The following is a 15,767-nucleotide window of genomic DNA, read 5'->3' as shown; positions in this document are numbered from 1 at the left end:
ATAATAATTTGCATGGCACTATGAAAATCTAGACTTAGTCTTTTACGACAATATTTTTGTATTCTGTAGGTACCGGTGGAAATTTTAAGTTCATGCTTTTTAAAGCATCTAGTAATAGTCTAGAAATTAGCAGGTTACGATTGGTTTTAGAGTCAGCAGGTATCACATACCACGGGGCATATTCTGTGGATGTGGCTTTAATCGCTTGTTCATATGCTTGCATATACTTCGGCCATAGTTCACGTTCCTTCAAATCACCAGGATTAAATTTCCATGTTTTGCTTGGATCAGCTAGTCTTTCTTGCATTCGAGCCTTTTGCTCTTCCTTAGAGATATTTAAAAAGCATTTAATAATAACGGTGCCAGTTTCTGCGAGTAAGCGTTCGAAGTCATTGATCTGCGCATAGCGACGCTTGCATTCGGCATCGTCAATCCAGTCGTGCACTTTTACGATTAACACATCTTCATAATGACTGCGGTTGAAAATGACCAATTCGCCAGCTTTGGGTATTTCTTGATGTACACGCCATAAATAATCATGTGCTAGCTCTTCGCTGCTTGGTGTTTTGAAGCTTGCTAGCCTTATGCCAAGTGGGTCGCACTCACTAAATACATGTCGCACTGTTCCATCTTTGCCGCTAGCATCCATGCCTTGCAATATTAGTAAAATTTTACGTTTACCTTCAGCATGTAGAATGTCTTGAAGGCTGTTAATCTCAGTGGCAAGTTGCGTTAACTCTAAAAAGTCTTGCTCCTTTGTTTTCGAACGCTCACTTTTATCTTGTGGATTGTAATTTTTTAGCGAGAATTTTTTTGAGTTAACGCGATATTGATCGAAGTTTGCCATCGTGAATCTCTCTTAAGTTTGTTAATGAAGCATCGTTGATTCTATATGTAAAAAAGCCCAACTAAAGTTTAGTTGGGCCTTTTTATTACAAAATACGCGGAAATAATGTAATTATTTACGTGCTTTGGTGTAATTAATTAAACCGTTTGTAGAACTATCAAAGTCGCTGATTTTGTCATCGTTGGTTAACAAAGGCAGAATTTCTTGGGCAATTTGTTTGCCGTATTCTACGCCCCATTGGTCATAGCTATTAATGTCCCAAATCATGCCTTGCACGAATATTTTATGCTCATATAAAGCAATAAGTTTACCAAGCGTGTTTGGCGTAAGTTTATCAAACATAATAGAAGTGCTAGGGCGGTTGCCTTCAAATACCTTGTGTGGCAATAGATTTTCTAGCGCTTCTCCGCTCATGCCCTGTTTTTCAAGCTCAACGCGAGCTTCTTCAGCGGTTTTTCCCAGCATTAAAGATTGTGTTTGCGCTAAGAAGTTAGCCAGTAAAATCTTGTGATGAGCATAACCATGTTTACCAATCGCATAGTGACTATGCACTGGCATTAAAAAGTCGCATGGCACAATTTGAGTGCCTTGATGGATCAGTTGGTAAAAAGCATGCTGACCATTGGTGCCAGCTTCACCCCAAATTACTGGGCCAGTTTTGTACTTAACACGACTACCATCGCGGCAAATAAATTTACCGTTACTTTCCATATCGGCTTGCTGTAAATACGCAGGGAAGCGCGCCATACCTTGGTCGTAAGGTAATATTGCATTGGTATCAACATGGAAGAAGTTGTTATACCAAACACCAATCAACGCCATAATGACAGGCATATTTTCCTCTAAAGGCGCAGTTTTGAAATGGTTATCCATTTCATGCGCACCAGTGAGCAATGCTTCAAAGTTATCCATGCCAACATACAAGGCGATAGATAAGCCGATAGCTGACCATAGTGAGTAGCGACCTCCAACCCAATCCCAGAATGCAAACATATTGGCAATATCGATACCAAACTCTTGTACAGCTTTTGCATTGGTAGAGAGGGCAACAAAGTGTTTTGCTACATGCGCATTATCTTGTGCTGTAGATAAAAACCAAGTTCGCGCTGACATCGCATTAGTCATTGTCTCTTGCGTGGTAAATGTTTTTGAAGCCACAATAAATAAGGTGGTTTCAGGATTACATTTTTCCAAGGCGCGCATTAAATGGGCGCCATCGATATTTGATACAAAGTGCACGTTTAAATCTGGACTCGCATAGGGTTTTAGCGCATCGCAGACCATTACTGGGCCAAGATCAGAGCCACCAATACCAATATTAACAATATCAGTGATGCGCTTGCCGGTGTAGCCAAGCCATGTGCCATTACGCACTTTGTCTGTAAATTGGCGCATTTGCGCAAGTACCGCGTTTACATCGGGCATCACATCTTTGCCATCTACCAATACTGGGGTATTGCTGCGGTTACGAAGTGCTGTATGTAGCACCGCACGATTTTCAGTAATATTGATTTTTTCACCAGCAAACATCCGATCACGCCAGTTTTCAATATTCGCTTCGCGTGCCAGTTGCATAAGCAAAGGTAGCGTTTCGTCATTCATGCGATGTTTTGAAAAATCAAACAATATATCGGTAAATTTTAGGCTATATTTATCAAAACGATTTGCATCGTTTGCAAATAAATCGCGCATATGAGTTTTTGCGATTGCTAGTTGATGCTGGCAAAGTTTTTGCCAGACTGGAAGAGTAGTTAATGCAGCCATTTGTGAAATTACTTTAAATTTGATGTTAAAAAAATTAGTTTAATTGTAAAACGATACCTGCTAAAGGTGGCAGTGTGATGACAAGCGATTGATTTTGATTCATCCAAGCAATGCTCTCAGTTTGTAGTCCAGCGCCATTGCCTTGATTACTACCGCCATAGCAATGAGCGTCACTGTTAAAAATTTCATGATAGTTACCTGCTTGCGGCACACCAATGCGATACTCATTTCGTAGCACAGGTGTAAAATTCAACACTATTATAACAAAACTATTGTCTAAGCCACGTCTAATATAGCTAACTATCGATTGATCGCTATCATGGCAGTCTATCCATTCGAAACCATGCACTTCAAAATCAAGCGCATGTAGCGCATTAATACTCTTATAAATTCTATTTAAGTCAGTTGTGGCTTGTTTAACACCTTGATGCCACTGATGACCTTCATAGTCTTGGCCTAGCAAATGCCAATCAAGGCTACTGTTAACATTCCACTCACGTCCTTGACCAAACTCATTGCCCATGAAATTAAGTTTTTTCCCTGGGGTTGTCATTTGATAAGTCATTAACAAACGGAGGTTAGCGAATTTTTGCCATGCGTCACCCGGCATTTTGTCTAATAGTGAATGCTTGCCGTGTACCACTTCATCATGCGAGAAGGGCAGTACAAAGTTCTCGGAATAAGCATATAACTGACCAAAGGTCAGCATGTCGTGATAATAACGTCTATGAATTGGGTCATGTTCAATGTAAGCAAGGGTGTCGTTCATCCAGCCCATGTTCCATTTCATATTGAAGCCTAAACCACCTAAATATACTGGACGTGATACGCCAGGCCATGCGGTAGACTCCTCCGCGATAGTTAAAACGCCTGCGAAGTCTTCGCCGACCATCACATTAAGTTGTTTTAAGAAATCAATAACTTCTAGATTTTCACGCCCACCAAATTTGTTTGGTAACCATTCACCAGCTTTACGTGAGTAGTCTAGGTAAAGCATAGATGCAACGGCATCCACACGTAAACCATCAATATGAAATTCATTTAGCCAAAAATAGGCATTAGACATCAAAAAATTACGGACTTCATTACGGCCGTAATTGAAAATCAGTGTGCCCCAGTCTTGATGCTCTCCTAAACGCGGGTCTGCGTGTTCATATAATGCTGTGCCATCGAACTGTGCTAATGCCCAATCATCTTTTGGGAAATGACCTGGCACCCAGTCTAAAATCACGCCAATATTAGCTTGATGAAATGCATCAATCAAAAAACGTAAATCATCGGGAGAGCCAAATCGGTTAGTTACGCCAAAGTAACCTGTGGTTTGGTAGCCCCAAGATTCAGTAAGCGGATGTTCTGAAATTGGCATCAACTCAATATGCGTATAGCCCATTTCAGTGACATAAGGCACTAATTTGCTTGCTAGTTCGCGATACGTTAAAAAGTGACCTTGTTCATTGCGTTGCCATGAACCTAAATGCACTTCGTAACAGTTGAATGGCGCATGAAGCCAGTCACGCTTTTGGCGTGCATCTAACCAGTTTTTATCTTGCCATTGATGATTGCTTTTGCTGATTCTTGCAGCAGTACCAGGACGAGGTTCAAACTCAAAGCCATAAGGGTCAGTTTTAGCTAAAATATGGCCAGTGTTACGGTTGCGAATTTCAAATTTATAGGTGTCATTTGTGGTTAAATGAGGGATAAAAATATCCCAAACACCGCTAGAGCCATGTGCCCGCATGGAGTGTACTCTGCCATCCCAGTTATTAAAGCTACCAATTACACTGACGCGTTCAGCATTAGGTGCCCAAACGGCAAAGCGAACGCCTTCAATATTTTTTTGAGAGATACATTGTGCACCAAGCGTTTTATAGCCTTGCAATAGTCGGCCTTCGCCGAACAAGTGAAGTTCATCTTGCGTCAGGCTTGATGAAAAGGTGTATGGATCATAGGTTTCGTACTCGTTAGCACCAGTGTTAACTTTTAGAAGGCATGGCATTTTGAAAGCGGTTTCGCTGACAAATTCAAATAAACCATCAGCGTGTGTTTTATTTAGCTTGGTCCATGTTCTAGAGTTCTTAATCCAAACTTCAGATGCGCTTGGAAGAAAAACCCGATAAATATAGGAGTTTTCAATAGCATGTAAACCTAAAAAACTAAAAGGATCGTGATGTTGTGCTTTTAAAATCAGTTTCAAAGCATCTGAATTTGCGTTAGAGACCGATGTGGCTTTAGCGCGTGTTTTTGCGGCTACTTTGGTTGTTGAATCAACAGGAGTCGCTTCAGATTTATCCAAGATACATTTCCCTTCATTTTTTCTAAAAAATATATTTAATAATATTTGCTAGATTGCTAGTGATTAGCTGGATTATAGTGCTTTAAGCTGATTATAATGTAAACGAACACTGTAAGAACAAAAAATTAAACTAGTGAGCCCGGCTAGTTAAGTAATGATTAATTAAACTTCAGGAGGGCACCATGCCGAAAGATCAGCATTCAGACCGTTTTATTAGTACATTAACCAAAAACACCACTGCTATTATTCTTGCAGGTGGACGTGGGAGCCGCTTAAAAAACTTAACCGATTGGCGCGCAAAACCTGCCGTTCAATTCGGTGGTAAATTCCGAATCATTGACTTCCCCCTATCAAACTGTATCAACTCTGGTATTCGCCGTATTAACGTAGCTACTCAATATAAAGCGCAAAGTTTAATTCAACATCTGCAACGCGGTTGGGGATTTTTACGTGGTGAATTTAATGAGTATGTGAATATTATTCCAGCTCAACAACGAATTTCTGAAGAGTGGTACAAGGGCACCGCAGATGCTGTATATCAGAATATTGATATATTACGTGAAGGCGGCGGTGAATATATTCTGATTTTAGCGGGTGACCATATCTATAAAATGGATTACGGTAAAATGTTAGCCACCCATGTCAAAAGCAATGCTGATATGACCGTGGCTTGCATCAACGTGCCATTAGAAGATGCCAAAGGTTTTGGTGTTTTAGCGGTAGATGATACTGACCGCGTCATTGAATTTGCTGAAAAACCAGACAATCCAAAGCATATGCCTGGCGATACTTCCAAGGCTTTTGCGAGTATGGGTATCTATGTATTTAATGCTAAATTCCTCTATGAACAACTCATCCGCGATGCTGGCAACTCAAAATCAACCCACGATTTTGGTGGCGATATTATTCCTTACATTATCAAAAAATATAAAGTCCAAGCCCATCGTTTTACCGAAAGCTGTGTAGGCGCTAAAAACGATAACCACTACTGGCGCGATGTTGGTACGATTGATGCTTATTGGGAAGCAAACATGGAATTAACTCGAGTGATTCCAGAGCTTAATTTATACGATAGAGAATGGCCGATTTGGACTTCACAAGAACAGTTACCTCCAGCTAAATTTGTCTTTAATGACGAGGGTAGAACGGGCAAGGCAACAGATTCCTTAGTATCTGGCGGATGCTTAATTAGCGGTGCCTCTGTGACTGATTCTGTGCTGTTTTCTGATGTTCGTGTGCATAGTTATTGTGATATTGAAGGTGCGGTTATTTTGCCAAAAGTGACCATTCATCGTAATGTGATACTCAAAAATGTAGTGATAGATCGGGGTTGTAGTATTCCTGAAGGTATGCAAATAGGCGTGGACTTGGCTTTAGATGCTAAACGTTTTTATGTATCAGAAAAAGGTATCACTCTTGTGACGCCAGATATGTTGGGACAAGATTTGTATAGGGTAATTTAATGTAATTGATTGAATATAAATTAAATAGTTAAAAAATAATTTTTAACTATTTTTATTTAATTTAAGGTTGTTAATTGAAATGAAACCAACACGCCCAAAACTTTATATTAATCTTTATTGGCACATGCACCAGCCAGATTACCGGGACATTGTCAGCAATGAATACGTGCTGCCGTGGACATATTTGCATGCGATAAAAGATTATAGTGATATGGCATATCACCTAGAAGCCAACCCAAAAGCGCGCGTCAGCTTTAATTTTGTGCCCATTTTGCTTGAGCAGTTAGAAGATTACACCACTCAGTTTAAACAAAAGCATATTCGTGATCCACTATTGGCTTTGTTAGTAGAGCCAGATTTAGGCAATATTAGCTATGAACAATGTCATTTAATTGTGAAAAGCTGCTTCAAGAGCCATCACGAGAAAATGCTGAGTCCGTTTCCGCATTATCAACGCTTACTGCATCTTTACCAGCTTATAGAGCCAATTGCGGATGATAAAGAGGAATTCCATTATTTATCAGCACAATATAAAGCGGATTTATTAGTGTGGTATCACTTAGCTTGGTGTGGCGAGAGTTTGCGACGTAATAACAAAGTAGTGCAAGCGCTAATGACAAAGGGGCTAAACTTTACTTTAGAGGATAGAGTTGAACTGTTTGACGTGATAGCCGAAACCATTACAAACTTGATTCCGCGCTATAAAGCGCTGATGAAAACTAAGCAAATTGAGATTTCCACCACGCCATACTATCACCCAATATTGCCATTATTAATTGATTTTAAATCTACGATAGATGCCATGCCGTATGCCCCTTTACCTAAATTTGCCAGATATGCGGGAGGGCAAGAACGCGCTGCGGCACATGTGATTGCTGCGAGTAAATATCATGCCAATTTATTTGGCCAAGTACCTCGTGGAATGTGGCCTGCAGAGGGTGGAGTATCGAATGCTACGCTCTCCTTAATGGCGGAACAAGGCGTGGAATGGGCAGCTACAGGCCAGGCAGTATTGGCCAATAGTTTGTTGAAATCGCAGATGGGTTTACAAGACAAAAGCGAATATCTCTACCAACCATATCGTGTGACTAACGGAAAACAAGATATTTTATGCTTTTTTAGAGACGATAATCTTTCAGATAAAATTGGCTTTGAATATGCAAAAATGCACACGCCTGATGCGGTGCGAGATTTCATTCAAACACTTGAGGGCATTCATCAAGCAAATTCAAATGGAAGCGCAAAGATTGTTAGCGTAATACTAGATGGTGAAAATGCTTGGGAATATTATCCCTACAATGGTTATTACTTTTTGAACGAATTGTATGCGGCATTGACCAATCACCCAGATATTGAAATGACAACTTTTAGTGATGTCGTTGATTTATATCAATCCAAAGAATATAAAACTCATAGAATATCCGCCCCCGCATTGTCGCAAATAGCGGCAGGTAGTTGGGTATACGGCACATTTAGTACTTGGATTGGCAGTAAAGATAAAAACTTAGCATGGGATTTACTCTGTGCTGCGAAAAAAACTTACGATGATGTGATGTTGAGTAATATTTTAGACGCCAATCAATTGAAGGCCTGTGAACGTCAGTTGTCTATTTGTGAAGGATCAGATTGGTTTTGGTGGTTTGGAGATTACAACTCATCTGATAGCGTGGCGAGCTTTGATCAACTCTATCGTCGCAATTTAATTAACTTGTATACCTTGTTGCAACAACCAGTACCAATGATTTTGAATAAATCGATTAGTGCAGGCGGTGGTAATGCAGATAATGCTGGCACAATGCGTAGAGGGCAGGTTTAAGCTCAATGTAAGGGTATGCATTTAGATGTAATTAGTGTTAACCAGATTCACGTCAACATAATTTATGTAGGTAATAATGAAACACACTAATTTATCTCTTTTATCTCAGCGCCGATCAGGTGTGTTGTTACATATTAGCTCTTTGCCTAGCTCACCTGACGCAATTGATTTGGGTATGGGCGATCTAGGTGCAGAAGCTTACCGCTTTGTAGATTTCTTAAATAGCGTTGGCATCAGTGTTTGGCAAATGTTGCCAATTAATATGACGCACGCAGATAACTCTCCTTATCAATGTTTATCCGCTTTTGCAGGTAATCCAGACTTTATTAGCTTGGAAAGCTTGCAATCACAAGGGCTGCTCACTAAAGGTGATTTAAGCGGCGAGTTAACCAGTAAAACCGATTTACTTGCTAAAGCCTACGAGGCTTTTCGCAGCCAAGCTGAACAAACGGAATCTTTAGCTGAGAGTGAACAGCTAAATTTTAAAAAATTCTGCAAAAAACAAGCGCATTGGCTGAATGATTTCGCCTTATTTTTAGCATTACGTAATAAGTTTAACCAAGCTGGCTGGCAATACTGGCCTGATGGCTATCGGAATAGAAGCGCAGCCACACTTAAACAGGCGCGTAAAGAATTAGCATTAGAAATCACCATTATCCAATTCACGCAGTTTATATTTTTCACTCAATGGCAGGCGCTAAAGACCTATGCTGCAGATAAGAATGTTTATTTGTTTGGAGACATTCCAATTTTTGTTGCATACGACAGTGCCGATGTTTGGGCGCACTCGCATTTATTTAAGTTAGATGAATATAAGAATATGGGAGTAGTAGCAGGCGTGCCGCCAGACTACTTCTCCACGACAGGTCAGCGTTGGGGTAATCCTCATTATAATTGGGATGCCATGTTGGCTGATGACTTTAATTGGTGGGTTAAGCGGATGGCCACACAAAATGCCTTATTTGATATCGTGCGTATTGACCACTTTAGAGGCTTAGAAGCGGCTTGGGAAATTCCTGCGAGTGAAGAGACTGCGATTAATGGTCAGTGGGTGGTGGCGCCAGGTGAAGCTTTGCTGACAGCCATTTTTAAAGCCTTACCTCATATTTGTTTAGTGGCAGAAGACTTGGGAATTATCACGCCCGAAGTTGATGCATTAAGACTTCAATTTAACTTGCCAGGTATGAAAATTTTGCAGTTTGCGTTTAGTGGTCAAGAAGATAACCCATACTTACCACATCATATTGAAGCCAATAGTGTGGCTTACACGGGTACTCATGATAATGACACCACACTTGGCTGGTATAACAGTTTAGATGATCATCTACGTGGCCTTGTGCAGGCCTATATGCACTCTTCACGTTCTGAAGATCATGAGGCGCACATGCCTTTTGACTTGATTAACATGACATTTGATTCTCATGCACAATTAGCGATTGTTCCTATGCAAGATATATTAGCGCTAGATTCTAGTCACCGTATGAATACCCCGGGCACATGCTCAGACAATTGGCATTGGCGTTTTAATTGGCAACAATTAACTCAGGCTCAAATAGAAAGTATTGCTGAAGTGAATGCTAGAACAGGAAGAGGTCAAAATGATTGAGATGTCAGCATGGCAGTATTAATCGGCATTGATGTTGGTGGTACAAATTTGCGTTTGGGCGTGGTGGATTATGATGAAACTGCCACAAATGCTCACCCTCGCTTGATAGAGGAGAAGCGTTTTCAAACTGACTTTTCTAATTTTTGTAAAATTCATCCTCCCGAGCAAGCTTGGCGAGCCATTTTAAATGCCACAGCAGTGGCAATAGACAGCATGCATGTAAAATATCCAGAAATATCAGCTGTTGGGATAGGTTTTCCAGGATTTATTAATCCACATACACAAAAAATTTCGCAATCTCCCAATCTGCCTGGTTTAATCGATGTCGATTTAAGCACTGATTTAAGTCAACTGATTGAACTGCCTGTCATGACGGAGAATGATGCATTAGCGGCTGCTTATGGCGAATATGTCATGCGCATGGCCCAAATCGACCATCTCATTTATTTGGGCTTAGGCACTGGAGTTGGAGGTGGCTTGATCTTAAATGGTCAGTCGTTTCAAGGTCAGCATGGAGTAGCTATGGAAGTTGGGCATATTACCGTTCAACCAAATGGTAGATTATGCGGCTGTGGTAATCATGGCTGTATGGAACAATACGCCTCAGCCAGTGGCGTAGCTATTAGCTATTTCGAAGCGACGGGTCAACAGTTTAGCGCGCATAAGATTGCTAACCTCGCTCATCAAGGTGACACACATGCTATTGCTGCGTATTTTTTAGCGGGTAAAACACTTGCTCAAGCATTAGCGCACATTTTAAAAGTGCTCGATGTGACCAATATAGTGATAGGCGGCGGTATGAGCGCTGCTTGGTTACTTATAGAACCTGCTTTTACACAGCGATTAAACGAAGATTTAATTCCAGTTTTACGCGGTAAAGTGAATGTAAGCATCTCTAGTATGCGCGATCAAGCAGGAATTATAGGTGCCGCAATGTTAGTGCAAAAAAAGATCGTTATTTAATATTCGTTATTACGTATTGATTCAAAACGAAAATTTTGTGCAGACTAAACTAGATATCAATTTTTATATTAAGTTGCCGATAGTAATGCACATAAGCTAGGCATTAATAACTTGAATAATTATGATTTATTGTATTTCATAGTTTTACATGGGTATCATGGTATGAATGGTTATGAGGGTATTAAAAGAGCTGGAAATTAAATAAAAATCAATTTTACGAATTGAGGATATGGCTTCTTTGTACAAAAAACGTTTGTTAGATTCAATTAAACCTAAGCTTAAACCATGGTTAATTTCAGCTATTGTCTTGCTTGTTGGGCTAACCATTACCACAACACTTTGGTGGGAAGCTAAAAAAAACCATACTGAGAATCTAAATGCGGCATTAAACTATGCCGCTGATCAAACTCAAAACAATATACGTGCTCGTCTACATGCCTACGAAACAGTGATGCGGGGTGTTAAAGGTTTAATTGACGGGTCAGATATTGTTACTGTCACTGAGTTCCGATCTTACATAGATGCCTTAAAATTAAAAGAAAAAGAATCCGGCGTTTTAGGAATAGGGCTTGTCACGATTGTGCTGGGTAATGATAAAGATCGGCATTTAGAGAATATTCGTAAACTAGGATTGTCCGATTACAAAATTAAGCCAGAAGGTGACCGTCAATTATATGCTCCAATCATTCGAATGGAACCGATGGTTGGGGATAATCTTAAGGCTCTCGGTTTGGATTTGCTTGCTGTGCCATTTGCCCGAGCGGCAATGGAGAGGGCGCGCGACACAAATGAAGTCGTTATTTCAAATCACTTTACCTTGGCGCAAGATGAAGGAAAGCCAAGCGTATTTTCATTTGTCATGTATTTGCCAATTTTTAAATCGGGTGCAAATCTTGATACGCTTAATGCTAGGCGCATAAATATTACAGGCTGGGTGGATGTGCCATTCCGCATTAATGATTTAATGGCTGGACTTAAGGGCGAATTTGACCAAGATGTAGGTCTTGAGATTTATGATGGCAATGCGATTTCCGATCAATCTCGTATGTATTCCTCTACAAAGTTGGCTAAATATAGTCACGCTGAGGGCATGCTACAAACTAAACGCCAGCTGGATTTTGCAGGCCATACTTGGACATTGCTATTAAATACCACGCCAGAATTTGAATCTCGAGTTTCAAATCTTAATCAGTCTAAAACTATTGCTGGCGCGGGCTTAGCCTTATCTTTAATGTTGGCTTTGCTATCTTGGGTATTAGTCAAAGGTCAACAGGTTGCAGAGAACCGTTATCTCAAACTTTTTAAACAGTCGGGCTTTGGTATTTTAATGCTCAATCGAGAGCAACGTATACTTGAAGCAAATCCAGCGGCACTAACGATGCTTGGTTATAGGCACGAAGAACTTTTAAGTTTTCACTTACCCAGCATACTGCTAGATACAGAGAAAAGTAGATTGAATCGCGTTTTAGAAAGCCTCATGGCTGGCGAGTCCCATACGGAAGAGTGGGCGCATGTGCGCAAGGATGGCACTACGTTTATTGCGGAGGTGAATGCGCGTCAATTAGATAGCCAAACTTACTTTGCTATTTTGCATGATCTGACAAATCGTAAAAAGAATGAACAGCGGATTGTTAGATTAAACAATCTATATGAAGCCCTGAGTGAAACTAACCAAGCCATTGTTCGCATGTCGGACGAAAATGATTTATTTCCTCTGGTATGTAAGTGCGCTGTTAAATTTGGTGGTATGCAAATGGCTTGGGTGGGAGTTTTAGATGAACCTACGCAATTGATTATACCTGTTAGCACTTATGGTGACGGCTTAGAGTTCTTAGATAGTCTTCTCATTTCGAGTCGTGCAGACATTCAAGAAGGCCAAGGCCCGTGTGGTATTGCATTTAGAGAAAATCATTACGTTGTTGTTAATAATTTTTTAGAAGATACGCTCACCCAGCCATGGCGAGATTATTCACTACAATTTGGCTGGAACGCTTCAGGACATTTCCCTATTGCTAGAAATGGTAAGCCATATGCCATGTTTATTGTTTACAGTCCTGAAGTAGATGCATTCGATAAAGAAACAATAGCGTTACTGAGTGAAATGTCATCTGACATTAGTTTTGCCTTGGATAATTTCGATCGCGAAGCGCAACGTCGCTTGGCACACGATAAGTTGCAGATCGCGCAATTAGAGGCGGCTGAATCACGCGATCGTTATCGAGATCTTTATGAGTTCGCGCCTATAGGCTATTTGTCAATCAGCAAGCAAGGCATGATCACTCAAGTAAATTGGAAAGTGACTTCAATGCTAGGTGTTAAGCGTAGTGAACTTTACCAGCAGTATTTTAGCGAGTTTGTGGTAGATGAAGAAAAAACTCGTTGGCAAAGCTTATTTTTAAGTATGCAAGAGATAGATGGTGGGGAAGAGCTAAATTTCGATATTAAATTGACACATGTCAGCGGTGCAATCGCCACAGCAAATCTCAATTGTCTGCGCATGGATGATGAGGTTGATCAACCTATATTACGCATAGCGATGTTTGATGTGACTCAACTAAAACATACTGAGGAAGAAAAACAACGTTCAGATGTTAGGTTGCAAGCGACTATCGATGCTATTCCAGACTTGTTGTTTGAAATTGATATCTATGGTCGATACTTTTCTGCTCATTCTCCCAGTGAACAATTGTTACCTATTCCGTCAGAAGATTTAATCGGAAAAACTGTGCATGACGTTATGCCAGAAAGTACGGCAAATGTTGTAATGTCAGCTATATACGAGGCTGATGTTGCAGGTAGGTCACAAGGCAAGCAATTTGAGTTGGTACTACCTGAGGGTCAGTTTTGGTTTGAGCTTTCCGTAGCTAAAAAACCAAAAGCAGCTGGTGAAGATATCCGCTTTATCCTGTTGTCGCGTGATGTGACTGAACGTAAGCAATCTGAATTAAAATTAATTGAAAGCTCTGCCAGTTTAGCAAAAGCCCAAGCCAGTGCACATTTAGGTAGCTGGGAGCTAGACTTAGCAAGCATGATTGGCTCTTGGTCTGATGAAAATTTTAGATTGTATCATTTAGAACCAGAGCAGGGCACACCAAGTTTTGATGAGTTTCTTGAATTAATCCATCCAGATGACCGTAATTCAGTGGTTGACGTTCAACGTCAAATAGCAACACACATTGGCTCAATTAACTTTGAAACTCGCACTAATCCGTCTTTAGGCTCAATGCGTACGCTAAGCAACTCTATTAAAGTCATTCGTGATGCTGATGGAAGCGCTATTCGTGCAATGGGTACTACTTTAGATATTACTGATCGTAAGTTAGTTGAATTGGAGTATCGTATCGCGGCGACTGCGTTTGAGTCACAAGAAGGCATGATGGTGACTGATGCGAATAAGATTATCCTTAAAGTGAATAAAGCATTCACTAAAATTTCAGGGTATACCTTTGAAGAAGCGGTTGGTAAAACCCCGCGCTTATTAAGTTCAGGCCATCATCATGACGATTTTCATGATTCAATGTGGGAAAACATTGCAGTCAGTGGCTACTGGGAAGGCGAGGTTTGGAATCGTCGTAAAAATGGCGAGGTTTACCCGCAGCATCTCACGATTACCGCCGTCGTTGGTGATAATGGTGTTGTCACAAACTATGTAGCGACATTTACTGATGTGACATTGCGTAATGCCGCAGAAGCTGAAATAAATCACTTAGCATTTTATGATGTGCTGACTCGGTTGCCTAATCGACGTCTTTTAATTGACCGACTTAATCATGCTTTATCAAATGGTGCGCGTTTAGGTTGGAGTGGTGCTTTGCTCTTTCTCGATCTTGATCATTTTAAAACGCTCAATGATACGCTTGGCCATGATGTTGGCGACTTATTGTTACGGCAAGTGGCTGACAGGCTGACCGAGTGTGTACGCGAAGGCGATACCGTGGCGCGTTTAGGAGGTGATGAATTTGTGGTCATGCTGGAAGACTTGAGCAACCATCCGCTAGAGGCGGCATCACAAGCAGAAACCATTGCTAATAAAATTTTAATTTCCATTAGTCGACCATATCAGCTGGGTTTAAGCACCTACCAGACATCTGCTAGTATAGGGATCGTGCTATTCAGTGAAAATGAGCATGGTCAAGATGTGTTGTTAAAACATGCGGATATTGCGATGTATCAGGCTAAGAAAATGGGTAGAAATACCTTATGTTTCTTTGATCCCAATATGCAAGAAGCAATTAATTTGCGCGCCTCATTGGAGGTAGATTTACGTAAAGCCTTAGATGACAAGCAGTTCGAGCTTTACTATCAAGTTCAGGTAGATCACTTAGGAAAAGCGTTGGGCGCGGAGGCATTAATTCGTTGGATACATCCTGAGCGGGGCCTAATTTCACCTTTAGAGTTTATTCCTCTCGCTGAGGAGACAGGTTTGATTTTACCAATAGGGCAATGGGTGTTGGAGGCTGCCTGTGCTCAACTTAAAGCATGGCAAATAACACGGCAAACGCAAGATCTCACGCTCTCAATTAATGTCAGTGCAAAACAGTTTTACCAAGGTACATTTGCCGATCAGGTTCAAGCTGCGGTCAAGGATAGCGGCATTAATCCCATGCAGCTTAAATTAGAGTTAACAGAAAGTATCATGCTGGAAAATATTGAGGCGACCATTACGAAGATGATGGAGCTAAAAAATATTGGTATTAATTTCTCTTTGGATGACTTCGGTACTGGTTATTCCTCTCTGCAATATCTCAAATCACTTCCGCTTTATCAATTAAAGATAGATCGGTCATTCGTGAGGGAAATTGCTTTTGACACTAGTGATCAGGCGATTGTGCGTACGGTGATCGCTATTGCGGAAACCTTAAACTTAGACGTGATTGCAGAGGGGGTAGAGACAGAGGAGCAACGCCAGATTTTAATGAATTGCGGCTGCAATGCTTATCAAGGCTTTCTGTTTGGAAGGCCGGTTCCAATTGCCCAGTTCAATCTAGCTCTAAAACCCTAAGTTTTAAATTCAT

Annotated in this window: 8 protein-coding genes; 5 read left to right on the top strand and 3 right to left on the bottom strand. The window is 40.7% G+C overall.

The window, feature by feature from the left end:
• Positions 1-34 precede the first annotated feature (34 nt).
• The 3 genes from PSV17_RS08940 to glgB form a co-directional block, all read right to left on the bottom strand.
• Positions 35-847 (bottom strand): polyphosphate kinase 2 family protein, encoded by an 813-nt coding sequence (locus PSV17_RS08940; RefSeq protein ID WP_300481717.1) that lies wholly within the window; start codon positions 845-847, stop codon positions 35-37.
• Between the two features lie 111 nt (positions 848-958).
• Positions 959-2,611 carry a glucose-6-phosphate isomerase gene (gene pgi, locus PSV17_RS08935; RefSeq protein ID WP_300481715.1) on the bottom strand — a complete coding sequence of 551 codons (1,653 nt, stop codon included), beginning with the start codon at positions 2,609-2,611 and terminating at the stop codon, positions 959-961.
• 34 nt (positions 2,612-2,645) lie between these two features.
• Positions 2,646-4,904 carry a 1,4-alpha-glucan branching protein GlgB gene (gene glgB / locus PSV17_RS08930; RefSeq protein ID WP_300481712.1) on the bottom strand — a complete coding sequence of 753 codons (2,259 nt, stop codon included), beginning with the start codon at positions 4,902-4,904 and terminating at the stop codon, positions 2,646-2,648.
• Positions 4,905-5,086: 182 nt separating this feature from the next.
• Here glgB and glgC point away from each other — a divergent pair, with 182 nt between their 5' ends.
• The 5 genes from glgC (at position 5,087) to PSV17_RS08905 (ending at position 15,754) form a co-directional block, all read left to right on the top strand.
• Complete coding sequence (gene glgC / locus PSV17_RS08925) at positions 5,087-6,367, top strand: glucose-1-phosphate adenylyltransferase (RefSeq protein WP_300481709.1); 1,281 nt, start codon at positions 5,087-5,089, stop codon at positions 6,365-6,367.
• A 79-nt stretch (positions 6,368-6,446) separates the two neighbouring features.
• Positions 6,447-8,183 (top strand): glycoside hydrolase family 57 protein, encoded by a 1,737-nt coding sequence (locus tag PSV17_RS08920; RefSeq protein WP_300481708.1) that lies wholly within the window; start codon positions 6,447-6,449, stop codon positions 8,181-8,183.
• Positions 8,184-8,259: 76 nt separating this feature from the next.
• On the top strand, positions 8,260-9,789 hold the full coding sequence (gene malQ, locus PSV17_RS08915) for a 4-alpha-glucanotransferase (RefSeq protein WP_300481707.1): 1,530 nt from the start codon (positions 8,260-8,262) through the stop codon (positions 9,787-9,789).
• A 9-nt stretch (positions 9,790-9,798) separates the two neighbouring features.
• Complete coding sequence (locus PSV17_RS08910) at positions 9,799-10,752, top strand: ROK family protein (RefSeq protein WP_300481705.1); 954 nt, start codon at positions 9,799-9,801, stop codon at positions 10,750-10,752.
• 238 nt (positions 10,753-10,990) lie between these two features.
• Entirely contained in the window at positions 10,991-15,754 is a 4,764-nt protein-coding gene (locus PSV17_RS08905; RefSeq protein WP_300481703.1) for an EAL domain-containing protein, read from the top strand.
• Positions 15,755-15,767 lie beyond the last annotated feature (13 nt).

The sequence above is a fragment of the Methylotenera sp. genome (genome assembly GCF_029946165.1).
Classification (GTDB): domain Bacteria; phylum Pseudomonadota; class Gammaproteobacteria; order Burkholderiales; family Methylophilaceae; genus Methylotenera.
The sequence above is the reverse complement of the archived record's forward strand: the minus strand, read 5'-3'. Positions and strand labels throughout refer to the sequence as shown.